We start from the raw sequence: 25869 nt of genomic DNA on the forward strand, positions 1-25869 counted from the left end.
CTTTTTTTCAAACCGTTCTCTTTTCCAGTTTCAGGAGTGATGGAAGAAAGCACGAACTAGACTTTACTTCAAAGCAGAAAGCCAAAACCTTTTTTGCAAAACAGCTGCGAACCTGGATTATCGTGTTGATAAAAGATTACTCCAGAATACCGCGGAACCAGCGGTTCGCGCTTTTCTGTTTTCGTTCACCCATGAATTCTCTTGCTGAATCCCGCTTGACAGTTTTGTATTAATGTATTATTGTATTAATCAATTAACACATTAACTGATTTACATTCACATGGGGAGGATGAAATGATGAAAATCTTATTGTATTTTGAAGGCATGAAGTTTATTTCCAAATCCGGCATCGGCAAGGCATTGAGTCATCAGAAAGCGGCGCTGACTTATGAAGGAATTGAATTTACTTTGGATCCCGGCGATGATTTTGACTTAGCTCACATCAATACGATTGGTCCAGGCAGTCTGGCACTGATCCGAAAATGCCGCAGGCTTGGCAAAAAGGTGGTGATCCATGCCCACAGCACTGAGGAAGACTTCCGAAATTCCTTTCTGTTTTCCAATCAGCTGGCTCCGCTGTTTAAAAAACGGCTGATCAAAGTGTACTCCAAGGCGGATCGGATTATCACACCTACCCCTTATTCAAAGAGGCTGATTGAAAGCTATGGTCTTCAGCCGCCGGTACATGCCATCAGCAATGGCATCGATCTAAAGCAGTTCACCTACAGTGAAGAAAAAATCCGACAATTCCGAACTTATTTTGGACTGCGGCCAGATGAAAAAGTCATTCTGTCAGTCGGCTTGTTTTTTGAACGGAAGGGGCTGCTGGATTTCATCGAGGTTGCGCGGCGATTGCCGGAAGTCCGGTTCATCTGGTTCGGTCATGTCCCGCTGTATTCAGTGCCCCGGTCTATCCGCAGCATTGTGACTCAGGAACATCCGGACAATGTCCTCTTTCCCGGCTACATCACAGGGCCGGTCCTGGAAGGCGCTTATTGCGGGGCGGATGCTTTCTTTTTTCCAAGCAAGGAAGAAACTGAAGGCATTGTCGTACTGGAAGCGCTGGCCTCCTATCAACAGGTCATCCTGAGGGATATTCCGGTCTTTGATCCCTGGCTGAAAGATCACGTCAATTGTTATAAGGGAAAAACCGTCGATGACTTTGTCCGGCTGGTTCAGGCGGCGGCCGAACACCGGCTGCCGGATCTGCGGGAAGCCGGGCGGAAAACGGCGGAACAAAGAAGTCTGCCGCTCGTTGGCAGACAGCTCTGTCAGGTTTATGAAGCCGCGCTTCATGATGAATCCGAAAAAGAACAATTTGAATAAACGTTATGGAAAGTGAAGGGAGAATATCCAATGAAAGTGCTTATTTTATCCGTTACAGCAGGCTATGGTCATCACTCCGCTGCTCGGGCCGTCATTGATCAGCTCCTTGCCCGCGGCGCCGAGGTGAAAACCATCGATGTCTACCAGGTGCTCAGCCCGGCTGTTAAGCAGACGATTGACAAGGGCTACCGGCTGACCGCCCGACGAACCCCAGCGCTGTACCGCAAGGTTTATGGATTGGCGGAACATCCGCATTCCGGCTGGATCGACACCTCCGGCATCAATATGATTCAGCTGTTTAATAAACTGAATGCCGCTAAGTTTCAGCGGGTTCTGCGTGATTTCCCAGCGGATCTTCTTCTCTGTACCCACGTCTTTGCGGCACAGTTAGTCAATGAGATGAAGAAGCGTGGCGTTCTGACGATTCCGGCGCTGGGCATCGTTACGGATTACACGCTGCATCCGTATTGGGAGGATGTCCCCTGCCTAGACTGGATCGTCACGGCCAGCGAACTGCTGAACCTTGCGGCTGTAAAACGCGGTCTTAACCCATCCCGGCTGCTTCCCCTGGGCATTCCGATTCAGGCGAAGTTCAGCCAGCCCCTTAACCGCAAAGAAGCCGCGGCTCTGCTGCGGCTGGATCCTAAGCTGCCAACCGTTTTGATCATGGGCGGCAGTCTGGGCTATGCTGACAGCCGTAAGATCATTCTTCAGCTTGCCCACAGTCCTCAACCCCTGCAGATTCTGGCTGTCTGCGGACGGAATCAAAAACAGTATAGTCAGCTGATGAAGCTCAAAGCTCAGCTTAAGGACAGCTGTACGCTTTATCCTTATGGTTTCACAGATTATGTAGACATCATGATGAGCGCTGCGGATTGTCTGATCACCAAACCCGGCGGATTAACCGTAACGGAAGCCCTGGCGAAAAAGCTGCCGATGCTGCTGGTCAATCCGCTCCCCGGCCATGAGGAACGCAATGCTGAATTTCTCGTCAACAATGGAGTCGCCGTACGGATTACGCGGACCTTCCCTGTGGATGAGGCTCTCCATTCATTATTTCTAAATCCCCAACGGCTGGACATGATGCGGGCCATGATGCACTCACTCAGCCATCCGGACGCCGCCGAAAAGCTTGCTGATTTTGTAATTGAGCTTGGCTGTCAAAATAGCAGTGAAGCAAAAGAACTGAATGAAGGGGATTAAAATCATCAGCTAACAGTGATGAAATCAGATCCACCGTGCAAGCTGGATCATAGGCTTTTCAAAATGCAAAAAGGCCGTTCGCATGGAACAGCCTTTTTCCTTTTCATTTCAGCATCCAGACAATGCTCAGCCTTTTCGATCAAACCGAAGCCCAATGCAGGACAAGGGTTAAGCAACCAGTTGAGCAATCGCCTTCTGCATGACTTCCGTCTTCGTTTCGGCATCCTCAGCACTGGTTCCCTTAATGCAGTAGTAGAACTTGCATTTCGGCTCTGTGCCGCTTGGCCGAATCGCAATCCAAGAACCATCCGCCAGATAGTATTTCAGGACATTGCTGCGGGAGAATCCTTCCAAAGGCGAGACAACACCCTGTTCTTCGCGTGTGGCTTCCTGATAATCCTCAATCGCAGTAACCGCCACCGATCCAATCTGGGTTGGTTTGTCTTGGCGCAGGGTATTCAATATTTCCTGGATCCGCATAGCGCCTTCCTGACCTTTTAAGGTCAGCGAGGTCTGGCTCTCCTTGTAATAACCTAGTTCTTCATACAGTCCGTTCAGCACATCGACTAACGTCTTGCCCTGGGCCTTATAGAAGCAGGCGGCTTCCGCCAGCATCAGACAGGCCTGCGGCGCATCTTTATCGCGGACAAACGGCTTGATCAGTGAACCGTAGCTTTCTTCATAACCGAAAACATAGTTCTTCGCCTGCGTCTTTTCATACTTGGCTACTTTTTCACCGATGAATTTGAAGCCAGTCAGCGTCTTCTCTGTTTCCACACCGTATTTCGATGCGATCTTTTCTCCCAGATCACTCGTTACGATCGTATTGAACATGACCGGATTCTGCGGCATCTGACCTTTAGCTTTCAGCTGCGACAGGATGTATTCAATCAGTACCGAGCCGCTCTGATTGCCGCTGAGCAGAACATACTCGCCCGCATGCAGCACACCGACGCCCATGCGGTCCGCATCCGGATCGCAGACTAAAATGATATCTGCCTGTTTTTCTTCAGCCAGCTTCAAGGCCAGCTCATAAGCACCTTTTTCTTCCGGATTCGGAGTCTTGGTGCAGGAGAAATCCGGATCCGGCGTACATTGTTCCTCAACCGGCGTAAAATGATATCCGGCGCGCGTAAAGACTTCCCGAACCGGGATGTTGGCCGTACCGTGTTCCGGTGAGAAAACGATTTCAACGTTATCCCGATTGACATCCGGATTCAGCTGAATCGACAGTACGTTTTCATAATAAGCTTCATCGACTTCAGCGCTGATCATGTGAATCGAATTCTGCTGCTCGGAAGTCAGCTGCGGATCAATCGCCAGTTCATCCTCAACGGCATTGACCTGGTCAATGACCTGCTGAGCTAAATCCGGCACGAGCTGACAGCCGGTTTCATCATACAGCTTATAACCATTATATTCCCGCGGATTGTGCGAGGCGGTGATCATGATGCCGCCAAAGCAGTTCAAATACCGAACAGCGAACGACAGCTCCGGCGTTGGCCGCAGCGTTTCAAACACATAACTGGTAATTCCGTGACTCGCTAAGACTGCCGCCGATTCACGGGCGAACTCGCTGGACATGTGACGGTTGTCATAACCGATTGCCACGCCCCGCTGCATCGCTTCCTGTCCGCAGCCTTCAATATATCGGGCAAAGCCTTCATTGGCCTTGCGGATCGTATGAATGTTAATCCGATTCGTGCCTGCTCCAAGCAAACCGCGCATGCCGGCTGTGCCAAATTCAATGTTCGTATAGAATGCGTCCTGCTTTTCTTTCTCGCTCATACCGGCCAGCTCTTTTTTCAGCTGCGGGTCAATGTGCGGATGATTCAGCCACCGCTGATACAATTCTTCGATCATAGTTTTTCCTCCTCAATGATCCATTTCGACAATGTTTGCGCTTACATAACCCTTGGAAAAAAAAGAAGATGCCGCGCATCTTCTTATTCAATCCAACTTATGCAATTACTTTCTGTGCACGCAGAACTTCTTCGATTGTTGTGATCGCGACTTCTTCGTCTTCGCCTTCACAGGTGACCGTCACTTCGGACTGTGTTGGAATGCCCAAGGACATAACACCCATGATGGATTTCATGTTGACTGAACGTCCTTTATAAGCAACCTTCACTTCGCTCTTAAATTTGCTGGCAGCGTTAACAGCGACCGTTGCTGGACGTGCATGTAAGCCAACTGGATCAATAACCAATACAGAAATCTGTTTCATTTTGTTTTTACCTCCTGCTCTACCTGAATTCATTTTAACTCATTTTTGAACCTGTTACAAGAAGAAAGTGAAGAAACGATAGGGCTTTCAGTCACCGCTTTCATTTGTGGTAAGGTTCATGATTTAAAATCCTGAAACTTCGATAAATTTGTTCAAGAACCAACAAACGGCACAGCTGATGAGGGAAGGTCAGATCAGAAAGCTTCCAGCGCAGATCGGCGCGTTGGATCACTTCCGGACTGACGCCCAGCGAACCGCCGATGACAAAGACAAGCTGACTGCCCTGGTAACTGAAAATCTGCTGGAGCTGATCCGCCAGCTGCTCTGAGGTATAGGATTTGCCTTTCAGATCGAGCAGCACCACGATTTCATCGCGGCGGATTTTAGCCAGAATACGTTCGCCTTCCTTCTGCTTTACCTGTTCATTTTGAGCTGGTGAATTGGATTGGGGCGCGGCGATATCCTCCACTTCCACAATCTCGGTCTTACAATACGGCTGCAGCCGTTTCAAATACTCCTGAATGCACTGCTGCATCGGTTTTTCTTTGATTCGGCCGACGGCAATCACGCGGATCATTCAATCGTCACGCTCAGCTTCACTTCCTGATTGCTGCGCAAAACAACCAATTCCGCAGGATCACCAATCGTCTTGCCGTAAAGCAGCTTGCGGAAGGTTTTGTAGCTGTCCACCGGCGAACCGTCAAAGCGGATCAGGATATCGTTGACATGCACCCCGGCTTTTTCAGCCGGACAATCCTCAGCGACTTTGGTGACCAGCAGCCCCTCAGTCTGATCCAAACTGATTCCCATATAGCTTTTCTGATAACTGGTCAGAGCGCTGACATCCTTACCGCTGATGCCGACAAACGGACGGTTGACCTTGCCGCTGGCCTTGAGCTGTTCCACAATCGTAGTCACCTCATTGATCGGAATCGCAAAACTAATGCCTTCGGTGGAATTGCCCTGCAGCTTCATCGTTGTAATCCCGATCAGCTCGCCGTTCATATTGATCAAAGGACCGCCGCTGTTGCCGGCATTGATCGCCGCATCGGTCTGCAGCACCAGCATATCCCAATCGTCGGTTCCGTCTTTATCCACATCCATTGAAATCGTGCGGTCCTTGGAGGAAATCACGCCGACGGTGACGCTGCCGTCGGCCTCAGCTCCCATCGAATGGCCGATCGCCATGACCCACTCGCCTTTTTTGCACAAGGAAGAATCGCCCAGATCAAAGGCTTCCGCACGGAAATCCGGAATCACTTTCAACAAGGCCAAATCGGTATATCCGTCGGCGCCGACCAGTTCCGCCGGCAGCCGTTCGCCGTTGGCAAACGAAACATGAATGGAACCGCCGGAGGCGATCACATGCTGATTGGTAATAATATAGACCGCATCGCTAGTCATGCTGTAAATCGTACCGCTGCCGCTGGCGATCAGATCTTCGCCGGTTTCGTCCAGCACCGACACGCCCGTCACCTTCGCTTCGCTGCGCTCTACAATCTTGGTGATATCCGAAGTCACAACGGACACCGGACGCGTCGACTGCTGCGGATCCTGTGTCGGCTGCTGCTGTGATTTCTCTTTTTTTACCTGTCCCAGTTCAACGGTCAGAACTAAGTTCCAGCACACTAACAGGGCGGTAAGCAGAATCAAGCCTTTCTTCATATCGGCATCCTCCCATGAGTATTTCGTACTGTCCCGCGGCTTTCAGCACCAGATCCTGACGGCAGGCGCATTGTTTCAAAGCATCGGCACTGACCTGCCAGGCCAGCTGCGGATTGTTCGCTTCCTCGCTGAGATGCGCTAAGAAGATCGAACGGGTGCGCGGCGTAACCAGACGCGTCAGCAGGTGGGCACAGTCCTCGTTGCACAGATGGCCGCTGTCGGAAAGAATCCGCATTTTGATCGGATACGGCCGCCGGGTCTGCATCAGCATCCCTACATCATGATTGCTTTCCATAACATAATAATCCGCATCCGCAATCAACGGCACGCATTCTTCACGGACATAGCCGGTATCGGTAATATAGACCAGCTTCTCCTGCGCCGTTTCCAGCACATAGCCGACGGTATTTTCGGCATCATGCGACAACGGCAGCGGCATCACCCTGAGATCGCCCACCTGAAAAGGAACATAAGGCACAATCCAATGCTGATCCGCTCGGTTTTCCAGCCTGAACGCGGCATAGGCCTGCACATTGGAAAACATCTTAAGCTGGCTTGTATGGTCGCGGTGACCATGCGTGACCAACAGCGCTTCTGTATTGAGATAGTCTACACCGATCATGTGAAAACTGCGTGTTAAGTAAGTTTTCGTCGTTCCGCAGTCAATCACAATCTGCGTGGCGGCGGTTTTCAGCACAAAGCAGTTACCCTTGGAACCGCTCGCCAACAGATAAAATTCCATTGTCTTTAACATGGCAAGAACCCATCGCACGGATTGCGGCGCCGGCTTCCCTCATAGATGAAGAAATGAACGTGCGGTCCGGTCGCGCGGCCGGTCATGCCGATCTGACCGATAATCTCACCTTTTTCAACATTCTGTCCCACCTTGTTGAAGGCCGGCCGGTTCATGTGGCCATAATAGGTCTTGTAGCCGTTGTTGTGATCAATGATCTGATAGTAGCCGTTAATCGAACTGTAGCTGGCTTCAACGACCGTGCCGCGGTCAGCCGCGTACAGATTGCCGTAACGGTTGTAGGAGTTCTTGATATCAATCGCCTGATGGCCGGCATAACAGCCCCAGCGGCAGGTGATCGACGGATTGTCCACCGGCCAGCGGAACGTTCCGGTTCCGACGCCAGGAATAACCTTGGTGCCCACGCGGGTTTCTTCGCGGATTGGCTGACGCGTGATAATCGAGGACACCAGCGTACCGCCGGTATTTTCACCATTGATCCAGACTTCTTCATAGAAAGCGTTGCGGGAGCCATTCTGAGCGCTAATATCGGTAACATAGGAGCCTTCCTTCATATTCGGATCTTCCTTATAGATTGGATCTTCCGGGTAAACTTCTTCCTTCGCGACCCGTTCCTTAGTGACCCGAACGGTAATCGGGGATTGGAAATTGGTCACGTTGAGCACCATCCCCGGCTGAATCAGCTGATCCACACTCTCCAGCTGATCGCTGTTGATCGACACAACCTGCTGGGCAGAAAGCCCGTTCTTCGTTCCAACACCGTCGATCATATCGCCTTCAACGACGGTGTAATACTTCATTTCCAGATTCGGCTCGGCGCCGTAGCTTAAATAGTGCAGGATTTCCTGCTTGTCTTTGAGGATATTGGAGGAGGATGCACGATCGGTAGTCACGGTCATTTTCTCCAGGACATCAATATTAACTTCCCGAGTTCCGTACGTTTTCAATTCCGGCGTGGATTGTCCCATCCGCACTGTATCCAGCGTTTCTTTGGACACGAAGTTCAACAGATACTGATCGCGGGCATCATAAAAATCCTGAAGATTTTTAACATAGATCGTCGCATAGACATCGTTTTCATCCGAAAAGTCGATCCGGTTAGTTTCTACAGAAAACAGATCGCCTTCCCGTAAATACGCACAGAGAGCCTCATCAATATTCTCATAACGATAATAGCTCAGCTCCTCAGTGACGATCATATCTTCCCCCAGTTCCAAGCGGGTATTGGGAAAGTCCGTTTCATATACGCTATGGTAAACCTCATCCAGCAGCGCCTCAATCTTCGCATAATCGCTGACAACGCCGACCAGTTTTCCGGCATTGTAGATTTTCTTCACCGTCAGCGGCTGCGCGGAAAGGGTTTCAATCTGCTGCGGAAGCAGGCTTTCTTCCACTTTTCCCTCAGCCTGTACAACCTGATTGGCCCGGGAAAGAGCCGGCCACAGCCCGGCAATCAGCGCGCTTAAAACCAAGGCCGCGGCAATCGGTATCCATTTTTTCATTTCATCCTCCCTTTCGGGGTATTACCCATTTTGATTCTCATAATTGTAAAAAGCGTTGATGTTGCGTTCAAACGCCAGCTCGATCTGACGGGTCGGCCCGTTACGATGCTTGGCGATATTAATTTCGGTTTTTTCCGTGCCTTCTTCACTCTTTTCCCGCTGATAGTATTCATCACGGTACAAAAACATAACGATATCGGCATCCTGTTCCAGGGCTCCGGATTCACGCAGGTCAGACAGCATCGGCCGTTTGTCCTCACGTTTTTCAACGGAACGGGACAGCTGCGACAAGGCGATGACCGGCACCTGCAGCTCACGCGCCAGTCCTTTTAAGCCACGGGAAATTTCTGAAACTTCCTGCTGACGGTTATCGGGATTGCGGCCGCTGCCGGTAATCAGCTGAATGTAGTCGATCAGGATGACTGCCAGGCCGTGTTCAGCCTGGAGTTTGCGGCATTTGGAATAGATCTCCGATACCCGCACATTCGGGGAATCGTCAATAAAGATCTTCGTTGCTTTTAAATCCGCCGCCGCTTCATTCAGCTGGTTCCATTCGTTGTTATTGAGGAAACCAGTTCTTAACTGACCGCCCGGAACCCGGCTTTTCGCGGAAAGCATACGGGAAATCAGCTGTTCGGCAGGCATTTCCAACGAGAAAATCGCCGCGGCCTGATGATTCAGCTGAGCGATCTGCATCGCCACGTTTAACGCGAAAGCTGTTTTCCCCATTGACGGACGCGCTGCCAGGATGATCAAGTCGCCGCGCTGGAAACCATTGGTCGTGTTGTCCAGATCCCGATAGCCGGTCGCCACGCCGGTCACCCCGGATTTCTGCGCACTCATCTTGTGGATATTTTCAATGACGTTGTTGACCACTTCATTGCTGGACTTGAAATCCGTTGTCTTGCGCCGCCGGGTTACGTCGAGGATCTGCTTTTCCGCCAGGTCCATCATCGTTTCCATGTCGTTGGCGTTCTGCATTCCTTCCTCGGCAATCGTCTGCGCGGTTTCAATCAGACTGCGCAGCAAGGCTTTGGACTGAATCAGCTCGATATAGTATTTCGTACTGGCGGAAGTCACCGAGCTGTCCGCCAGCTGCATGATGTATTCCAGCCCGCCCACGGACGCCAGCTGTCCCTGATCGGTTAGCAGACTGGCGACGGACACGGCGTCCACCGGCTTGCCTTCGCTGTTTAAAGCATCGACAGCGGCATAGATCTTACGGTGAGCCTCCAGGAAAAATTCCTCGCTGCGCAGGCCTTCTTCGGATGCGATGCGGACGCTGTTGGGATAGATGAAAAGCGAACCCAACAACGACTGTTCGGCATCAATACTGCTGGGCATCTGTCGCATAAACGCTTACTCTTTTCCGGTAACCTGAACGCGGATCGTGCCGATGACGTCTTTGAACAGCTCGATCCGGACGTTGGTCACGCCCAAGCTCTGAATCGGCGCGGTGTCGAGAATCTTGCGCTTGTCAATATGAATGCCATGCTTGCGCTCCAGTTCCTGAGCAATCTGTTTGGTGGATACAGAGCCGAAGACCCGGCCTTCCTTACCGCTCTTGACCGAGAACTGAAGCATGATTTTTTCCAGCTGAGAGGCCGTTTCGCGGGCCTTCGCTTCCATTTCTTTTTCATTCAGCTTCTGCTGAACCTTCTGTTCGTCCAGGATTTCCAGACTTTTCGCCGTCGCCTGAACTGCCAGGCGGTTGCGGATCAGAAAGTTGCGGGCATAGCCGTCTGCGACCTCCACGATCGACCCTTTCTTTCCAACCTTGCTGACATCGCTTAATAAAATGACTTTCATCGTTTATTCCTCCTTCATGACTTCATCTAAGGTGGTGATCAGCTCTGTGCGCAGATCCTCCACCTTTGTATTTTCCCGCTGCAGTGCGGCGGCGCTTAAATGACCTCCGCCATGCATCCGTTCCATAATCACCTGAACGTTAATGCGGCCGCGGCTGCGCGCACTGATCGCTGTCTGGGAATCACTGATTTTGGCAATGACAAAGGCGGCTTCTACGCCTTTGATGGTCAAAATGGAATCCGCAACCTGCGACAACATCGAACGGGAAAGAATCTCATTATCCGTAACTGCGGAAATGACAATACCATTATCTCTTTTTTCACAGAATTTTAAAACCTTTGTTTTCGTTTCAAATTCAGAATATTCATCCTTTAATAAATTATCGGCTTCCTGCGGATCCGCTCCCCAGCGCCGGATCATCGCCGCAGCTTCAAAGGTTCGGGTACCAGTACGGACTTTAAAGCGGTTGGTATCAATCATCATGCCGGTCAGCATAATCGTGGCTTCCTCACTGATAAAGTCAACCTTGCCGGTCTGATACGGAACAAATTCCGAGATCAGTTCGCAAGCGCTGGAAGCGCTGGGTTCGATATACACTAAGATCGGGTTGATATCGAGATCTGTCCGGCGGCGGTGATGATCGAAAATCGCGATCTTCTTGGCTTTTTCCAGGACCTGCGGACCATTGGACTGACTTGGATGGTGATGATCCGCCATGATGACCAAGGTTCCATCCCGCAGCTGATTCAAGGCTTCATTTTCCGTGACAAACTTATGCCGCGGTTCCAATTCTTTCTTATACAGCGTCATTGCTCCGCTGAGCTTTTCCTCCATCCCGCCGGATTTGGAAATAATGCAGCATGGCTTATCGTATGCCTGGACGATCCGGCTCAAGCACATCAGGGAACCCAGACAATCAAAATCCGCTTCTTTATGTCCCAAGAGAATCACGTTTGTACTTTTCTTAATCAGATCGCGAAGCGTATGCGCCATGATCCGCACCCGCACGCGGCTGCGCTTTTCCTGAGCCTCGCTGCTGCCGCCGAAATACTTGACGTCCTCACCCTGACGGCGGATCGCCACCTGATCACCGCCCCGGCTCTGGGCCAGTTCCAGCAGCTGGTTGACCATTTCATCGAGCTGAGCCACATCACTGCTGCCGCGTGCAAATCCCATGGACAGGGTGATCGCCACATCGAGCTGCTGAGAGGCTTTGCGGGTCTGCGCCAGAATGCTGAAGCGCTCATCAACGATCTGTTTAAAAATCCGCTCGTTTAAGACGACGAAGAACCGATCCGATTTCAAACGCCGCAATAACATACCCTGGTTTTTCGCCCATTCGACGACCGGCTGGCGGATATTGTTGTTGATCATCGCGATTTCCTGTTCTTCTTCATACTGTGTGGATTCCTCATAGTTATCCAGATGGATCAGACCCACGACAATCTGTTCTTCCTGATAAGCCTTTTCCAGCTGATGCTGTTCGGTTACATCCTGGAAAAACAAAATCCGGGCATCTTCCTTACGGGCAATTTCATAAGTTCGATCATCGATCTGAACCTGGACTTTTTCCACATCCCCCTGAATTAAATCATTCACTTCCGGCAGCCACATCGTCAGCTTTTTGGAGATGCGGTTGATGCCCCGCTCTGCAAACAATTCGCTCATCCAGGTGATCGTGTAGTTTTCATCATAAGTAACAATTCCGATCTGACCGAACTGAAAAGCATCCTTCGCTTCGCTGCCCAGAATTCGCGAAACGCCAAACATTCGATTCTGACTGTCCTCCTGATAATACTGCACGAGGAAATATAACGTCAGAGTATTAATGATAAAATACAAAGCAGCGATCTTGATATCCAGATCAAACAGGAAATACAGGCAGACTAAGCCCAGCACTTCAACGACGATCAGGATCAGCAGCAGCGTTTTGATCCTTCCGATTTTTTCAGACACAGCATTACCTCCCTAAGATTTTCTGGCGCATATCGGTTGTGACATACAGGAAGCCGACGATTGCCAACAACGGCAGCATGATCGGCAAAAGCAAAAATGTCAGAAGAATGATATACAGCGCAACGTTCTTATGATAGCGGACAGCCCCGTAAACAAGACAGCAGAGATATCCGAAGAAGACCAGCACCAGCGCCCCCAGCACGCCGCCAACCAAAATCAGCTCCGTTGCCAGCGGCGGCAGCGTTGTGAACTGTCCGACAAAATTACTGCCGATAAACAGAAAGAAGCAGACATACGCCAGCCACTTCGGAATCATGATTTCACTGAGCGGTTTCGGCGGAGCTACCTTAATCTTCATCCGTTTCAGCATAAAATTAGAAAGCAGATGGACGATGATGCCTTCCATAACCCCGGTCAGAACCGCGGATAAGACAAAAATCATCTTGAGAAATCCCGTCATGTCCAATCCCGACGGCAGCTGCAGATTGAAATTATCCGACATCTGCGTCATCATTTTGCCCATTTCGGAAATTTCCATAGCTATATCATAACCGAAAAAGGACGCAAATAAAACCGTTGTGATTAAATTTGAGAGAATCGTAAAGATCATCGTCGTCAGCATCAGACGCAGATTATTCCATCCGCTTTTCACACCCTGCCCATAAACCACACCGCAGACGCAGGCGGTAATTACATAAAACCAGGTCTGCGGCCCAGCGATAATGAATGAAAGAAAAATAACGGAAACAAACGGAACCAACGCGCTTTTCCATCCGTATTTTACCGCGTACATGACCATCGGCAGCGGCACCAGCCATGCAGCATAGAGATCTAAAAGTCCAGCCAGCTGGCGGTTTAAAAACAGAAACAGGCCGATCAGAGCGACCATCATCGCGCCGTCAGTTATTTTTCTTACACTATTATTCATGTTATCCCTCCTGTGAATGGCAAAAACCTCCACCAGATCACTGATGGAGGCTTTTTCATAACTTAGTCGTTAACGTAAGGCAGCAAAGCCATCTGGCGTGCGCGTTTAATCGCTGTTGCCAGCATGCGCTGATACTTAGCACGTGTGCCGGTAACCCGCCGTGGAATGATCTTGCCGTTGGCAGAAACAAACCGCTTCAGCAGTTCAACATCTTTATAGTCGATCGAAGTGATATTGTTTTTTGTGAAATAGCAGACCTTTTTGCGTCCCATACGCTGTTTTTTGAATGCCATAGTCGATCTCCTTTCAATTAAAATGGTAAGTCATCACTGGAAATATCCAGTGTCGGTCCAGCGCTGAAATCATCGAATCCATCGTTCGCCGGTGCATCCCCAAAGGGATTGGCCTGGGCAAAGCCCGCATTCTGCGGCTGATAGCCCATCGCAGCGGAACGATTCTCGGATGCCGATTTCGACTCCAACAGCTGTACGCTGTCACAGACAACCTCTGTGACGTACACTTTCTGACCGGAAGCGTTGTCGTAATTGCGTGTCTGAATCCGTCCGTCAACGCCAACCAACGCGCCTTTGTGCGCATATTGGCCAAGGAAATCCGCAGATTGCCGCCAGGCCACGCAGCTGATGAAATCAGTCTGACGGTCCTGCCCATTGCCGCCGGAGAACCGACGGTCGCAGGCGACGGTGAAGGTTGCGACAGAAAGTCCGCTCTGGGTCTTTCTGAGCATTGGATCGCGGGTTAAACGCCCGACTAAAATGACACGATTAATCATGACAGCTCCTCCTTCAGTTCTTTATCCTTATTTTTCTTCCTGTTTGATGATCATGTAGCGAACAACGTTGGCATTGATCCGCGCCAGACGGTCAAATTCCTTGACTGTCGCATTGTCAGCTTCAAAAGTTACAACCATGTAGTAACCTTTGGTCATGTCTTCGATTCGGTACGCAAACTCTTTGACTCCCCAGTCATCAGCCTTCAGGATTTTTCCTCCGTTGTCGGTGATGATAGCGTGCAGTCCGTCGATAACCTGCTGACGAGCTGCATCATCCAGGGATGCGTTTACGATATACATGACTTCATACTTCTTCATGAAACACACCTCCTTATGGTCTATTGGCTTATCGCTTGGCGGATAAGCAAGGAGTAAATATTCTTTATATCTACCCGTTTATTTAGTATAGCAAACTCGGGAGTGAAAGTAAACCTCTTTTTTCGCAATTTCACGTTTGTGGAAAAGCTCGCCGAAAACCCTGCGCAGTTCGCTTTTTCACAATTTCCAACCCGTTCATTTCCGCGTATCAGGCTATCGTTTTTCTTCCTCTTTTCGTATAATAGAAGCAGAACAAAGGAGGCATCATGATGCGTTTCATCCGTTGGTTATCCCCCGTCTTAGCGGTTCTGCTTTTTTTAACTGCCTGTCAGCATCAGCCAAAAGAAATCGGTCTGACTGCCGTTTCTTCAGCGTATCAGAAACAGCACGCTCAGCACCAGAATGATCCGCATTTTGCCGAGCAGAATGTGGAAGCTGCCGCCGACTTAATCAAGGAAGTTGCCAAACTGCGCTTTTTCCGTGCGGGCGAACAGCTTGCCCAGTATTTGACGCTGGAGTGCCGTGCCCGGATGATCGAAGCCAATCAGAAACAAAGCGGAACCGATTACGGTATGAGCCGGCTGGGCACCCTTGAAACATGTGAAGTCCTGAGCCTGAGTGATAATGACGCTCTGGTACAAATCGATTGTGCTTACGGTGATACGCCGACATCCTACATCCTAGCTCTGCGCTTAGCTTCAGCTGATGAAACCTGGCTTGTTGACCAGATGCTGATGTCAGATAACCCACCGAAACCGCGCGGCAGGATTGAAAGTGCTGATCAGCTTGTTCAAGCCTATCAGGAAGCCATCCTTGCCCATGACTACACCCGGCTGGCTTATCTTTATCAGGTTCCCTGGGATCCGGAAGGTCTTCTGTTCTGGAGCACCGTTGAGATCGCAGACAGTGAAATCATCACGCAGAAGATTCAGACAGATCAGGCATGTTATCAGCTGAAAATTACCGTGGAGGATCCCGGCATGTCACAGCTGTCAAAAGAAACTTCCAACGTCTGGCTGTGGTGCCGTCGGATTCGCCAGGGAGAAGAAATTCAAAGTCCAGGCTGGACGATCGAAGGTCTGATGAGTCAGCAGCCACCTCAATCCTGGTGGCAGGAATAAGTCATACAAGCTTTGATTCCTCATCTTATTCCAGCCTTGCATTTAACATAGGCATCCCTAAAACAACTAAAACTCTGAACTTTCCTATCCAGAGTTTTTAGATTCGCTATAATTTAACTGTTTTCAAGAAAACGGTTGATCCGCTCCAGCGCTGACTTGATTTCATCAATGCTGTAAGCGTAAGAGATACGTACAAATCCCTCGCCGCTGGCGCCGAAGGCATTGCCGGGTACGACTGCAACCTTTTCTTTTTCCAGTAGCTTTTCGCAGAATTCTTCCGAGGTCATCCCGGTATGTCTGATCGACGGGAACACATAGAATGCTCCCTGCGGCATCGGACATTTCAATCCCATCCGATTTAAGCCGTTGACAATAAAGTTGCGCCGGCGCTCAAATGAATCTTTCATCATTTCCACATCGCCGTCACCCTTGGCCATCGCTTCAATTCCGGCGTACTGACTGATTGTCGGAGCGCACATAATCGCATACTGATGGACTTTATTCATCGCCGCAATCAGATCCTGATGGGCGGCAATATAACCCAAACGCCAGCCGGTCATTGAATAGGCCTTTGAGAAACCGCTGATCAGAATGACCTGATCTTTGATTTCATCAAACGAGGCGATGGAACAATGTTTGCCGCTGTATGTCAGCTCGGCATAAATTTCATCGGTAACCACCGCGATGCCCGACTGCTGAATCAACGGCACAATTTCACTGAAATCTTCCCGGGTCATAATTCCCCCGGTAGGATTTCCCGGGAAATTCATTAAGATTGCCTTTGTTTTCGGAGACAACGCCTTCTGAAGCTGTTCCTTTTTCAGTTTAAATTCGTCTTCTTCTTTTAATTCTACGATCACCGGCACACCGCCGGCCAGACGCACGCAGGGCTCATAGGCAACATACCCCGGCGACAGCACAATCACTTCATCGCCTGGATTCAGCAGTGATCTAAAAGCGATGTCGATCGCTTCGCTTCCCCCGACCGTAACCAGAATATCCGTGTTCCATGCATATTCCAGCTGAAATTTCCGTTTCAGATAACGGCAGATTTCCTTACGCAGCTCCGGCAGACCTGCATTCGCAGAATAAAAAGTCCTGCCCTTTTCGATCGCGTAAATAGCTTCTTCCCGAATATGCCACGGCGTATCAAAATCAGGCTCACCGACGCCCAGCGAAATAACCCCTTCCATCGAACTGGCTAAATCAAAAAACTTGCGGATCCCAGAAGGCGGAATCGTCCCGATGACGTCATTTAATAACGTTTTAGGATTCATGGAGTCACCAGCAGCCGTTCCTGATCATCGCTCTGCTGATCAATGATCACACCTTCGACTTTATATTGTTTTAAAACAAAATACGTAGCCGTTCCCTTGACGCCTTCAATCGGCGCCAGCTTCTGTCCGACAAAATCCGCAACTTCGCGCATCGTCCGTCCCTTGACGATCACAATAAATTCCGAACGTCCGGAAATCAGATACATATTGCTGACCTCAGGGTAACGATAGATTTTTTCCGCAACCTTATCATAGCCGCAGTCCCGCTCCGGTGAAGCATTCACTTCGATCAGCGCCATGACATGATCCTGATTCGTTTTATCCCAGTTGATCACCGTGTGATAACCGCAGATGACTTTCTCTTCGGCCAGCTTTTTCATTTCGTTGTCCACTTGTTCCGGGCTTGAGTTTAAAATATCGGCAAGATCGACCACAGATATCCGCGCATCCTGTTCGATCGCTTTTAATAATTGAATCTCCTGCATGAGTATTCCTCGCTTTCTTTTTCCTTTGACCTGAACTTTATTGCCGTCAGGCCATCCAGGAAACGAGCTTTGACCTGTTCTGCCTTCTCATTTCCCAACTTCCCCCACTTTCTGTGCTTTGCGGCATGCGTTATCGGCATGCTGAATGATTATAGGATATCACAAAAACAGACATCGCGGGGAATGTTTTGTTCTTTGTTTCAGAAAATCATGACATTTTACTTTGTTCTCAATGAAAATTTTCATTAAAACAGGATCAGGCTGCCCTGATCCCATTTTTAACCCCTTCGATTTTTAAATCACTGCCGCGAAAGAAAGTCCTTTTCAGCTGATATCCTTCAGCTGACCTTCATTAAGATAAACACGATGATCACTGAGTTCTGATACCACATTGGAATGGGTAACAACGATAACCGTTTTCCCGAATTCCTCCGTCAGCATCCGGAAGATCTTGATGATTTCCTGTTCTGTTGCCGTATCCAGGTTTCCTGTCGGTTCATCCGCGAAAATTAAGTCGACATTCGATGCGATCGCCCGCGCGATCGCTACCCGCTGCTGCTCGCCGCCCGACAGCTTCGTCACCAGCCGATCCGCCTTGGATTTCACAATCCCGAATTTCTCCAGCAGCGCATAGGCGACTTCCTTCTGATTCTTCGGTATGGAATTGTCCGTTTCCGTCATCGCCAGCTCAATGTTTTCCAATCCTGTCAGATAGCTGATCAGGTTGTACTGCTGGAAGACGATGCCGATTTTATTGCGGCGATACTTATACAGTCCGATCTTATCCAGATCCTCGCCTTCATAATAAATCTTGCCGTTTTCCTGCTTGTCCAGTCCGGCAATGATTGACAACAGCGTCGTCTTGCCGCTGCCGGATGGGCCTAAGATCGTATAGAACTGTCCCTGCTCAAACTCGTAGGACAGATCCTTCAAAATCTGACGCTTATATCCGCCGTCTTCGTAACCGTAGTTCAGATTTTCTAATTTCAAAATCGTTGTCATTGTCTGCCCTCCTTAATTCTGATTCATCAGGATCTTCTTCGGATTAAACCGCATGATCATGAAGGATGGGATCAAAATGGAAATGAATACAACGCCGATGCCCAGGATATAGATTTCACCAATGATCATCGGATTGATCTGAACTTCATATTCCGCTAACAGATCGTCCTGGCTGAGTTCAGTGAAGTAGTTTGTATCACCCCAGTAATAAGTTCCATTGTTCTGATCATCCAGATCACTGTACTGCTTTTCCGTATCCACCTGATAATCCATAACCAGCTTGCCCACTTGTTTAGCGATTAAAGAACCGCTGGCTACTGATAAAGTGAATCCGATCAAGGCCACGACAATCAGTTCAACGAAGAACTGGGCCACCACCTTCATCTTGGATACCCCCATAGAAAGCAGCACGCCGATCTCATATTCCCGTGTTTTCAGCGTTAAAGCGGTGACCAGCGTAATGATAACAACCGCATTGATCGCTACAATCCAAACGATAATGTTGGAGAACAGCGACAGTGTATCCAGCGGACGCGCCAGTTTCTTAAACGTATCATTGTTCGCGTCCATCAACATATATTCTTTCAGATCTGCCTGGTGATCAGCCACAAACTCATCAACATGCAGCGGATCATCGAGTAAAAAGACCGCTTCGTTCACATACGTATAGCTTTCCGGCGTCGGTCTTTCGGCATCCAAGTAGTATTCTGGATTCTGTTCTTTTCCATACTCCCACTGCTTAATCCCCATTTGATAATAGGCATTGCCGTAAGCCAAAGCCGGCGCCAAAATGATGTTGTCCGGCGAGTTATACCGGCTCATCCATTGATATTCATCAGAATTTTCATCCAGTTCCTCATTGTTATGGAAGATACCGATAATTTCCAGCGTCATCGTAATATCTTCTTCGGTGATCCCGCTCTGTTGGTAATACTGCATTTCACTTCGCCCAACTAAATCGATTGAGATCTGATCGCCGATCCGCAGATTATTTAGGTCCGCAAGCTTATCCGTAATCAAACAAACCATGGCACCGTTATCCACTTCTTCCTGATTATAGAACCGGCCTTCGACGACTTCATACATGTTGTCTTCCAACTCAATCATATTCGGAAAGAAATTGGTCTGCAGCCGCAGATCCGGTTCGACATATTCAACGGTGGTTCCATCTTCATAGGTAATGCTGCCCCCGCCATTATTCTCCCGTTCATTGTTCAGCGGGACCGTTTCAAAACCATTGGAATACAACATGTTGCTGTTAACGATATTGACGGTTTTTACCCGTTCATCGGTCATCAGATTTTTAATATCTTCCATTTTGACCTGCGGATAATTTTTGTAGGCCTCCTGCTGCTCCTCTTCCGGCAAGTTGTCAGCATAATCCCAGAAAGCCTGATAATCAACTTCATAGGAAACAACCGCCCGCATCTTTCTGCGGGTTTCGACTTTTGCTTGTTCTGAAGCGTTGTTGATGCCCAGTCCAATAATGACCAGATTTCCAATCAGGAAAAAGGTAATGGCCAGTAAAATTGACTTCGACATGCGGCGCGTTACATTTTTAAGCGCACGGGTGAAAAAATTCATTCTTCACTTCCCCCTTCATTGTTGACGGCGTCAGCCGCCTAATTTCTATGTTCTGATTTTATAGTATCACAGAAGTCTGAAATCTAAATAGCGAATTCCTTTCAATTTCATTACAGAAATAAGACCGAGGATTGCTCCTCAGTCTTATTTACTGAATATCGATCAGCTGACCTTCGTTTAAAAGCACCCGGTGATCGCTCAGTCCCGATACGACATTGGAATGGGTAACGACAATAACCGTTTTCCCGAATTCCTCTGTCAGCATCCGGAAAATCTTGATGATCTCCTGTTCCGTTGCTGTATCCAGGTTCCCCGTCGGTTCATCCGCGAAGATTAAATCCACGTTCGACGCGATCGCCCGCGCGATCGCTACCCGCTGCTGCTCGCCGCCCGACAGCTTCGTCACCAGCCGATCCGCCTTGGATTTCACAATCCCGAATTTCTCCAGCAGCGCATACGCCACTTCCTTCTGATTCTTCGGAATCGAATTATCCGTTTCCGTCATCGCCAGTTCGATGTTTTCCAGTCCTGTCAGATAACTGATCAAATTGTACTGCTGAAAAACAATACCGATTTTATTACGGCGGTACTTATACAGACCGATCTTATCCAAATCGTCGCCTTCATAGTAAATCTTGCCGCTCTCCTGTTTATCCAGCCCGGCAATGATTGACAACAGCGTCGTCTTGCCGCTGCCGGATGGGCCTAAGATCGTATAGAACTGTCCCTGCTCAAACTCATAAGACAGATCCTTCAAAATCTGACGCTTGTAACCGCCGTCTTCGTAGCCATAGTTCAGATTTTCTAACTTTAATATCGTTGACATATTCTCCATCCTCCTTAATTCTGATTCATTAAGATCTTCTTCGGATTAAACCGCATGATCATAAACGTCGGAATCAGAATCGAAATGAAGACGACGCCGATGCCCAGGATATAGATTTCAGCGATGATCATCGGGTTGATCTGCACGTTGTATTCCGCTAACAAATCCTCCTGGGTGATCTCGGTGAAGTAGTTGGTTTCTCCATAATAGAAGTTATTGCTGCTGTCATTCTCATCCGCGTATTTATTCTCCGTATCGACCTGATAGTTCAGCACCATCTTGCCGACCTGCTTGGCCACTAATGAACCGCTGGCTACCGACAAGCTAAAGCCGATCAGCGCGACAATGACCAGTTCGATAAAGAACTGCGCCACAATCTTCATCTTGGAAACTCCGATCGAAAGCAGCACGCCGATCTCATATTCCCGGGTTTTCAGCGTTAGAGCGGTAACGAGAGTGATGATGACGACAGCGTTGATCACAACGATCCAAACGATGATGTTGGAGAACAACGACAACGTATCCAATGGCCGGGCCAGCTTCTTAAAGGTTTCATTGTTGGCATTGAGAATGACATAATCGCCGGTCTGATCCTGATAATCCTCAACGAACTGATCAACCTGCAGCGGATCCTCCAACAGATAAACAGCCTTGGAAGCCATGTTGTAGTCTTCCTTCGTCATGATATCTTCTTCTTTATAATATTCCGGCATCGTCGTCATGTAATAATGATACGATTTAAGATAGAAATCATAGTATTTGTCAGTAGCTGTGGTCGCCGGCATCAGCAATGTGTTCTGCGGCGATTCATAACGAGCCATCCACTTATACTCGTCGGAATTCGGATCCAACTGTTCGTTGCTTTTATAGATACCGATGACCTCCAAGGATAGAAGCAAATCCTCCTCAGTAAGCTCGGAACCTTCCATCTCCGCAATCTGCGACGGATCAGTAATGTTGACGCTGATCGTATCGCCGACACGCAGATTGTTCAGCTCTGCCAATTCCTTCGGAATACAGACAACCGCGGCGGAGTTGTCAATCTCTTCCTGCGTGTAGAAACGGCCATCCTGCATTTCATAGGTACCATCCTGAAATTCAATCATATCTGGATAAAGATTCGTCTGTACCCGCAGATCCGCCGGAAGCCAGCTGGCCCGCATCATGGAAACCGCGCCGTCAACCGCAGAGTCAGTGCTTTCCTGCGGGGTATAATTACTGTCAAAATCATTGTTCAGCGGTACAGACTGGAAATCTTTGGTATACATCTGCTGCGTGGAAATGAAGTTGACGGCCTTGACCCGGCTGTCCGCTTTCAATTTTTCGACCTTATCCAGCGTGAGCCGCGGCGAATTCTTATAAAACGCTTCGCGTTCATCGTCATCCGTAATCTTATCCGCGTCATTGTAATAAGTCGTATAATCCAATTCCAGCGAAACGACTGCCCGCATTTTCTGACGAGTCAGAATCTTTGCGTTTTCGGCCGCATTGTTGATGCCCAGTCCAATAATGACCAGATTGCCAATCAGGAAAAAGGTTACGGCTAGAAGAACCGATTTGGACATCTTCCGTGTCACATTTTTAAGCGCTCGATTGAAAAAATTCATATTTCTCATTCTTCCTTTCTGGTTAAAACTCAGGGAATCAACAGAACAAGGGTACCCGTGCTTTATTCAGCGGCCGGGCTGCCCTCATTGGCGTTTTGAGTTCCATCGTTCTTGTCTTTATCCGGATCGTTTAATTTATCAGGGTTATAGAATACCTCTATGCTTAAAGCGTCACCAGCTTTCACCTTCGTATTCGGATCTACCGGCTCTCCGCCTTTTTTCACAGTAATCTGCCCGTCTTCTTTGCCCGCACCTTCAGGATCTTTCGTTGACACATAATTGAAGCTGCACGCTAACTTATTCGTATCGCAGAAGGACTTCATCGCTGCTTCGGAGCCCAGCGGCGTCAGACCGATCTGAACCTCTTTCGGTTCCTCTGCCTTCGGCGTACATCCGCCGGTTGATTTCTTATACCCGATCTTCGCGTTCAGCGGCAATGGCCGGTCGCAGCCATGCGGCAGATCTGTTCCATCATTGGCCATGCAGTGATAGCTGATGATCTGACCGGCAGTCGGATATTCATCCGAACATTCCTCGCCATCCCACGCGCCTGCCGTGATGCTGGCGCCGCGGTAATTCACATCGTCAACCCACGCGTTAAGAGCCAGATAGTCTTTGCCATACCATTCGCGGCTGTTGGTCTGCAGCTGCGGCATATACAGTGAAATCGTCAGTTCCAGCACCGTGCCTGAATCAACCTGGCTGCCGGCCTTGATCGACTGCGAGATAACGCTGCCGGCCGGTGCGTCGCTGTAAACTTCCTTCTTCACGATGGAAACCGCGTTTTCTTTATTGGCGGCCCAAGCTTCCAGCTGATCCTTGGTGTAGCCGACTAATTGCGGAACCTTAACGGCTTTCCCCTTGGAAACCGTCAGCGTCAGAGTATCGCCCTGCTTCATCGTTTTGCCCGATTCAATCGACTGAGAAACAACCAGTCCGGTCGCGATCGTGTCGTGATAAACCTCGACGATCTCCAGCTCAACTTTCTTGCTCTTTGCCCACGTTTCAGCACTGGACACTTCTTTCTTTACGAAGTCATCAACCGTCACTTCCCCAGCTGGCTGCGGTCCCTTGGACACACTGATCGTCAGGTTGGTTCCTCGCGTAAAGTTATTTTCGTTTACCGATTTCAAATCAAAGGAAATAACCTGATCCTTTTCGACTGTATCGCTGTAAACCGTATTGACTTTGACCTTAGACAGCTTGTTCTTGCTGATCCAATCGTTGATCTCGTCCAGCGTCATGCTCTTGATATCCGGAAAATCAATCTTTTCGTCCGGATCGGCTCCCTTGGACACCTCGAAGATCAGCGTTGAGTTTTTCTTGACCTTACTGCCTTCTTTTTTATTCTGGGATATAATCTGGTCTGCCTCATAATCCATGGAGTACACTTGATTCATTACAATATTCTTGGTATCAATGCCGTTTTCCTTCGCCCAGATCCCAACGTCATTGGTCGTCTTGCCGACAAAGTTTTCCACCTTGATCTTCGGGGCGAAAAACAGGAAATAAATACCGATGATCGCGATGATCAAAGCCGCTGCAACGCCGATCATGATCTTCGGATCTAGGCTGCGCTTCGGCTTAACAATGCGTTCTACTTTTTCTTCTTTGAAGCTGTCCGGCTTTTTCTCGATTTCAGAAGCCAGCGAGCTTAAATAATCTTTTTTTGGTTCTGCCATTACGGTTCTCCTCTCCTTTTTCATTCCATAATTTAAACATACTCTGATAACCTTATTTATTATAACATAGCGGATTTTGCATTTTCTTAAATCTTTATGACATCGGCAAGAGAGAATGAATCAGGATGTTTCGGGATTAACCTTTTAGCAGACAAGGCAGCATATTTTTCATGATTCTTTAGAACATTTTATTCCATTGTGTCAGAACTGTTTTAAAGCTTTCATTTTATAACATTCCGCGGATTCCTCCTGCTTGTATTCCATTGAAAAAAATATAGAAGTTCGGTTTTCAATCATGATAGGATAGAAGCATAGTGATTATCAGAAATGAAGGAAGTTAAAATGAACCCAAAGCAACCCTTAAAAACTTATTTTGGATAGGATTCATTCCGGGAAGGGCAGGAACTGATCATTAACGCCATTCTCTCTGGAAAAGATGCCTTGGCCATCATGCCCACCGATGCGGGAAAATCGCTTTGTTATCAAATTCCGGCGGTCATGCTTTCAGGGGCAACCATTGTGATTTCGCCGCTGATTTCCTTAATGATGGACCAGACAAAACGCTTAACGCCGCGGGAATTCGTACAGCTTACATCAACTCCTCCCTGACGCCTGCGCAAATCACAAAAGCTCTGAACCTAGCCGCTCAGGGAACCTACAAGCTGATCTATGTTGCCCCGGAACGATTGGAAAATGAGGAATTTATTCATTTTGCCCATAAGGCTAAAATTGCCATGGTTACGGTTGACGAAGCGCATTGTATTTCTCAATGGGGACAGGATTTCCGTCCCAGTTATGTAAAATTTGTGGTATTTGTCAAACAGCGGAACGCAAAGTGATTAAAAGTGATGGAAAATTACTGTCCGACCACCGGCTGCCTGCGCAACTTCATTTTAAGTTATTTTGGTGAACAGCACCGCAAACCCTGCGGCCATTGCGGTCATTGCGACAGCGAATACAAAACGATGGATCTGACGACACCGGCCAAGAATGTGATCTGCTGTGTCGCTGAGATGCAGGGCCGTTATGGCATCACGGCCGTCACGGGAACCTTACTGGCGCCCAGCAAGCCCCGCTCAAAGAAATCGGGGCGCAGCAGTATACCTCCTATGGCGCGCTGAAAGGCTATCCCGAAAGCTTGATCCGGACATTGATTCGGGAGTTAATCACCCGCGGTTATCTGCATCAGACCGGCGAACAGTATCCGGTTCTTCAATTAGGCGATTACACACCGCTGAAACAGGAAACTACCCGCGTTATCTTCTAATTGCGTGTCGATCCAGAACCAGGCAAACGCCCGCAGAAGAACCGGGCGAGCAGACCGAATTCGCTTTCCGGCACAAGTTATGCTTTATTTGAAGAACTGCGCCGGCTGCGCGCAAGACTTGCAAAGGAAGAGAGCCTGCCGCCCTATGTTATTTTCAGCAATAAGACGCTGATTGAAATTAGCTGCCGGAAAATCAGAAAGCGATGTTGAATGTTGCCGGCGCGGGCGTTCACCGGATGGAGCGATATGGGAAACGCTTTCTGAATGCGATAGCTGAATTTATCCAAGCTCATCCTAAAGTCACAAAGCGATCAGCTTCGACAACTGAAAATCGCGCACAAAAGCCTGAATTCTATTTAACGCTTGAGGACGCTGAAAACTTTGTTTATAAAGATCATTGTTTTATCTCAGAAATCAGAGTGGATTTAATACTTTTTGCACTTTTAATGATACAAAAAAAATGCGTTTTTGAAGTTACGCATTTTTTATTTTTTCTCCTGGGCTATCTGTCACAGCCCCTTTGTTAGTTTATCCGTGGTT

28 protein-coding genes are annotated in these 25869 nt (G+C 48.7%); 8 read left to right on the forward strand and 20 right to left on the reverse strand.

What is annotated here, in order from left to right; genetic code table 11:
- Window positions 1–294: 294 nt before the first annotated feature.
- Together BN162_RS09125 and BN162_RS09130 are read left to right on the forward strand one after the other, a co-directional pair.
- Window positions 295–1326 (forward strand): LTA glycolipid anchor biosynthesis glycosyltransferase, IagA/BgsA family, encoded by a 1032-nt coding sequence (locus BN162_RS09125; RefSeq protein ID WP_280109968.1) that lies wholly within the window; start codon window positions 295–297, stop codon window positions 1324–1326.
- Between the two features lie 30 nt (window positions 1327–1356).
- Window positions 1357–2529, forward strand: a complete 1173-nt coding sequence (locus BN162_RS09130) for an MGDG synthase family glycosyltransferase (RefSeq protein WP_020224786.1) — start codon at window positions 1357–1359, stop codon at window positions 2527–2529.
- Between the two features lie 168 nt (window positions 2530–2697).
- On the opposite strand, the gene BN162_RS09135 is transcribed toward BN162_RS09130, so the two are convergent.
- The 13 genes from BN162_RS09135 to rpsF all read right to left on the reverse strand — a co-directional run bounded on the left by BN162_RS09135 (window position 2698) and on the right by rpsF (window position 14478).
- On the reverse strand, window positions 2698–4392 hold the full coding sequence (locus BN162_RS09135; protein WP_020224787.1) for a phospho-sugar mutase: 1695 nt from the start codon (window positions 4390–4392) through the stop codon (window positions 2698–2700).
- A 97-nt stretch (window positions 4393–4489) separates the two neighbouring features.
- Window positions 4490–4756, reverse strand: coding sequence for an HPr family phosphocarrier protein (locus BN162_RS09140; RefSeq protein WP_006057571.1), 267 nt, complete (start codon window positions 4754–4756; stop codon window positions 4490–4492).
- 100 nt (window positions 4757–4856) lie between these two features.
- Window positions 4857–5333 carry a 23S rRNA (pseudouridine(1915)-N(3))-methyltransferase RlmH gene (gene rlmH, locus BN162_RS09145; RefSeq protein WP_020224788.1) on the reverse strand — a complete coding sequence of 159 codons (477 nt, stop codon included), beginning with the start codon at window positions 5331–5333 and terminating at the stop codon, window positions 4857–4859.
- On the reverse strand, window positions 5330–6421 hold the full coding sequence (locus BN162_RS09150; RefSeq protein ID WP_020224789.1) for a S1C family serine protease: 1092 nt from the start codon (window positions 6419–6421) through the stop codon (window positions 5330–5332). Before BN162_RS09150 ends, rlmH begins: the two co-directional genes overlap by 4 nt.
- On the reverse strand, window positions 6357–7175 hold the full coding sequence (locus tag BN162_RS09155) for an MBL fold metallo-hydrolase (RefSeq protein WP_020224790.1): 819 nt from the start codon (window positions 7173–7175) through the stop codon (window positions 6357–6359). The genes BN162_RS09150 and BN162_RS09155 overlap by 65 nt, the downstream gene beginning before the upstream one ends.
- Window positions 7169–8677 carry a M23 family metallopeptidase gene (locus BN162_RS17900; RefSeq protein ID WP_020224791.1) on the reverse strand — a complete coding sequence of 503 codons (1509 nt, stop codon included), beginning with the start codon at window positions 8675–8677 and terminating at the stop codon, window positions 7169–7171. The genes BN162_RS09155 and BN162_RS17900 overlap by 7 nt, the downstream gene beginning before the upstream one ends.
- 21 nt (window positions 8678–8698) lie before the next feature.
- Window positions 8699–10030, reverse strand: a complete 1332-nt coding sequence (gene dnaB, locus BN162_RS09165; protein WP_020224792.1) for a replicative DNA helicase — start codon at window positions 10028–10030, stop codon at window positions 8699–8701.
- Between the two features lie 6 nt (window positions 10031–10036).
- The gene (gene rplI, locus BN162_RS09170; RefSeq protein ID WP_020224793.1) at window positions 10037–10486 is read right to left on the reverse strand and encodes a 50S ribosomal protein L9; all 450 of its coding nucleotides are present in this window, start codon (window positions 10484–10486) and stop codon (window positions 10037–10039) included.
- Between the two features lie 3 nt (window positions 10487–10489).
- Window positions 10490–12442, reverse strand: a complete 1953-nt coding sequence (locus tag BN162_RS09175; RefSeq protein WP_020224794.1) for a GGDEF domain-containing protein — start codon at window positions 12440–12442, stop codon at window positions 10490–10492.
- 4 nt (window positions 12443–12446) lie between these two features.
- Window positions 12447–13370, reverse strand: coding sequence for a DUF2232 domain-containing protein (locus BN162_RS09180; protein WP_020224795.1), 924 nt, complete (start codon window positions 13368–13370; stop codon window positions 12447–12449).
- 62 nt (window positions 13371–13432) lie between these two features.
- Window positions 13433–13663: a 30S ribosomal protein S18 gene (rpsR, locus tag BN162_RS09185; RefSeq protein WP_006057562.1), complete on the reverse strand. Its 231-nt coding sequence runs from the start codon at window positions 13661–13663 to the stop codon at window positions 13433–13435.
- A 17-nt stretch (window positions 13664–13680) separates the two neighbouring features.
- Window positions 13681–14160 carry a single-stranded DNA-binding protein gene (gene ssb, locus BN162_RS09190; RefSeq protein ID WP_020224796.1) on the reverse strand — a complete coding sequence of 160 codons (480 nt, stop codon included), beginning with the start codon at window positions 14158–14160 and terminating at the stop codon, window positions 13681–13683.
- A 27-nt stretch (window positions 14161–14187) separates the two neighbouring features.
- A complete protein-coding gene (gene rpsF, locus BN162_RS09195; RefSeq protein ID WP_020224797.1) occupies window positions 14188–14478 on the reverse strand; it encodes a 30S ribosomal protein S6 in 291 nt (96 codons plus the stop codon).
- A 266-nt stretch (window positions 14479–14744) separates the two neighbouring features.
- Between rpsF and BN162_RS09200 the strand changes: the two genes are divergently transcribed.
- Window positions 14745–15599 carry a hypothetical protein gene (locus tag BN162_RS09200; RefSeq protein ID WP_187120166.1) on the forward strand — a complete coding sequence of 285 codons (855 nt, stop codon included), beginning with the start codon at window positions 14745–14747 and terminating at the stop codon, window positions 15597–15599.
- Between the two features lie 113 nt (window positions 15600–15712).
- Here BN162_RS09200 and BN162_RS09205 read toward each other — a convergent pair whose 3' ends face one another.
- The 7 genes from BN162_RS09205 to BN162_RS09235 all read right to left on the reverse strand — a co-directional run bounded on the left by BN162_RS09205 (window position 15713) and on the right by BN162_RS09235 (window position 24062).
- On the reverse strand, window positions 15713–16876 hold the full coding sequence (locus BN162_RS09205) for an aminotransferase class I/II-fold pyridoxal phosphate-dependent enzyme (protein ID WP_020224799.1): 1164 nt from the start codon (window positions 16874–16876) through the stop codon (window positions 15713–15715).
- Window positions 16873–17361, reverse strand: coding sequence for an Lrp/AsnC family transcriptional regulator (locus BN162_RS09210; protein ID WP_020224800.1), 489 nt, complete (start codon window positions 17359–17361; stop codon window positions 16873–16875). Before BN162_RS09210 ends, BN162_RS09205 begins: the two co-directional genes overlap by 4 nt.
- Window positions 17362–17685: 324 nt before the next feature.
- Window positions 17686–18363 carry an ABC transporter ATP-binding protein gene (locus BN162_RS09215; protein ID WP_020224802.1) on the reverse strand — a complete coding sequence of 226 codons (678 nt, stop codon included), beginning with the start codon at window positions 18361–18363 and terminating at the stop codon, window positions 17686–17688.
- A 12-nt stretch (window positions 18364–18375) separates the two neighbouring features.
- The gene (locus tag BN162_RS09220; protein ID WP_020224803.1) at window positions 18376–19947 is read right to left on the reverse strand and encodes an ABC transporter permease; all 1572 of its coding nucleotides are present in this window, start codon (window positions 19945–19947) and stop codon (window positions 18376–18378) included.
- Window positions 19948–20095: 148 nt separating this feature from the next.
- On the reverse strand, window positions 20096–20773 hold the full coding sequence (locus BN162_RS09225; protein ID WP_020224804.1) for an ABC transporter ATP-binding protein: 678 nt from the start codon (window positions 20771–20773) through the stop codon (window positions 20096–20098).
- 14 nt (window positions 20774–20787) lie between these two features.
- A complete protein-coding gene (locus tag BN162_RS09230; protein WP_020224805.1) occupies window positions 20788–22380 on the reverse strand; it encodes an ABC transporter permease in 1593 nt (530 codons plus the stop codon).
- A 62-nt stretch (window positions 22381–22442) separates the two neighbouring features.
- Complete coding sequence (locus tag BN162_RS09235; RefSeq protein WP_020224806.1) at window positions 22443–24062, reverse strand: PASTA domain-containing protein; 1620 nt, start codon at window positions 24060–24062, stop codon at window positions 22443–22445.
- 450 nt (window positions 24063–24512) lie between these two features.
- Between BN162_RS09235 and BN162_RS19265 the strand changes: the two genes are divergently transcribed.
- The 5 genes from BN162_RS19265 (at window position 24513) to BN162_RS18915 (ending at window position 25856) form a co-directional block, all read left to right on the forward strand.
- Window positions 24513–24671: a hypothetical protein gene (locus BN162_RS19265; protein WP_367892272.1), complete on the forward strand. Its 159-nt coding sequence runs from the start codon at window positions 24513–24515 to the stop codon at window positions 24669–24671.
- Window positions 24672–24910: 239 nt separating this feature from the next.
- The gene (locus BN162_RS18900) at window positions 24911–25183 is read left to right on the forward strand and encodes a RecQ family zinc-binding domain-containing protein (RefSeq protein ID WP_020224807.1); all 273 of its coding nucleotides are present in this window, start codon (window positions 24911–24913) and stop codon (window positions 25181–25183) included.
- The gene (locus BN162_RS18905) at window positions 25147–25329 is read left to right on the forward strand and encodes an RQC domain-containing protein (RefSeq protein WP_208854758.1); all 183 of its coding nucleotides are present in this window, start codon (window positions 25147–25149) and stop codon (window positions 25327–25329) included. The genes BN162_RS18900 and BN162_RS18905 overlap by 37 nt, the downstream gene beginning before the upstream one ends.
- A complete protein-coding gene (locus tag BN162_RS19270; RefSeq protein WP_020224809.1) occupies window positions 25330–25539 on the forward strand; it encodes an HRDC domain-containing protein in 210 nt (69 codons plus the stop codon).
- Window positions 25533–25856, forward strand: coding sequence for a hypothetical protein (locus BN162_RS18915; RefSeq protein WP_020224810.1), 324 nt, complete (start codon window positions 25533–25535; stop codon window positions 25854–25856). Before BN162_RS19270 ends, BN162_RS18915 begins: the two co-directional genes overlap by 7 nt.
- The last annotated feature ends 13 nt before the right edge of the window (window positions 25857–25869 follow it).

The sequence above is a fragment of the Holdemania massiliensis AP2 genome, assembly GCF_000327285.1.
Taxonomy (GTDB): domain Bacteria; phylum Bacillota_I; class Bacilli_A; order Erysipelotrichales; family Erysipelotrichaceae; genus Holdemania; species Holdemania massiliensis.

Coding starts and splice junctions, on each gene's coding strand:
- BN162_RS09235 (WP_020224806.1), bottom strand. CDS start 24,062: ATGGCAGAACCAAAAAAAGATTATTTAAGCTCGCTGGCTTCTGAAATC.
- rlmH (WP_020224788.1), bottom strand. CDS start 5,333: ATGATCCGCGTGATTGCCGTCGGCCGAATCAAAGAAAAACCGATGCAG.
- BN162_RS09205 (WP_020224799.1), bottom strand. CDS start 16,876: ATGAATCCTAAAACGTTATTAAATGACGTCATCGGGACGATTCCGCCT.
- BN162_RS09155 (WP_020224790.1), bottom strand. CDS start 7,175: ATGTTAAAGACAATGGAATTTTATCTGTTGGCGAGCGGTTCCAAGGGT.
- BN162_RS18915 (WP_020224810.1), top strand. CDS start 25,533: ATGTTGAATGTTGCCGGCGCGGGCGTTCACCGGATGGAGCGATATGGG.
- BN162_RS17900 (WP_020224791.1), bottom strand. CDS start 8,677: ATGAAAAAATGGATACCGATTGCCGCGGCCTTGGTTTTAAGCGCGCTG.
- BN162_RS09220 (WP_020224803.1), bottom strand. CDS start 19,947: ATGAATTTTTTCACCCGTGCGCTTAAAAATGTAACGCGCCGCATGTCG.
- BN162_RS09225 (WP_020224804.1), bottom strand. CDS start 20,773: ATGTCAACGATATTAAAGTTAGAAAATCTGAACTATGGCTACGAAGAC.
- BN162_RS19265 (WP_367892272.1), top strand. CDS start 24,513: ATGCCCACCGATGCGGGAAAATCGCTTTGTTATCAAATTCCGGCGGTC.
- BN162_RS09230 (WP_020224805.1), bottom strand. CDS start 22,380: ATGAATTTTTTCAATCGAGCGCTTAAAAATGTGACACGGAAGATGTCC.
- BN162_RS09140 (WP_006057571.1), bottom strand. CDS start 4,756: ATGAAACAGATTTCTGTATTGGTTATTGATCCAGTTGGCTTACATGCA.
- BN162_RS09150 (WP_020224789.1), bottom strand. CDS start 6,421: ATGAAGAAAGGCTTGATTCTGCTTACCGCCCTGTTAGTGTGCTGGAAC.
- BN162_RS09200 (WP_187120166.1), top strand. CDS start 14,745: ATGATGCGTTTCATCCGTTGGTTATCCCCCGTCTTAGCGGTTCTGCTT.
- rplI (WP_020224793.1), bottom strand. CDS start 10,486: ATGAAAGTCATTTTATTAAGCGATGTCAGCAAGGTTGGAAAGAAAGGG.
- ssb (WP_020224796.1), bottom strand. CDS start 14,160: ATGATTAATCGTGTCATTTTAGTCGGGCGTTTAACCCGCGATCCAATG.
- BN162_RS18900 (WP_020224807.1), top strand. CDS start 24,911: ATGGAAAATTACTGTCCGACCACCGGCTGCCTGCGCAACTTCATTTTA.
- BN162_RS09125 (WP_280109968.1), top strand. CDS start 295: ATGATGAAAATCTTATTGTATTTTGAAGGCATGAAGTTTATTTCCAAA.
- rpsF (WP_020224797.1), bottom strand. CDS start 14,478: ATGAAGAAGTATGAAGTCATGTATATCGTAAACGCATCCCTGGATGAT.
- BN162_RS09210 (WP_020224800.1), bottom strand. CDS start 17,361: ATGCAGGAGATTCAATTATTAAAAGCGATCGAACAGGATGCGCGGATA.
- BN162_RS09180 (WP_020224795.1), bottom strand. CDS start 13,370: ATGAATAATAGTGTAAGAAAAATAACTGACGGCGCGATGATGGTCGCT.
- BN162_RS09135 (WP_020224787.1), bottom strand. CDS start 4,392: ATGATCGAAGAATTGTATCAGCGGTGGCTGAATCATCCGCACATTGAC.
- rpsR (WP_006057562.1), bottom strand. CDS start 13,663: ATGGCATTCAAAAAACAGCGTATGGGACGCAAAAAGGTCTGCTATTTC.
- BN162_RS09215 (WP_020224802.1), bottom strand. CDS start 18,363: ATGACAACGATTTTGAAATTAGAAAATCTGAACTACGGTTACGAAGAC.
- BN162_RS09130 (WP_020224786.1), top strand. CDS start 1,357: ATGAAAGTGCTTATTTTATCCGTTACAGCAGGCTATGGTCATCACTCC.
- dnaB (WP_020224792.1), bottom strand. CDS start 10,030: ATGCGACAGATGCCCAGCAGTATTGATGCCGAACAGTCGTTGTTGGGT.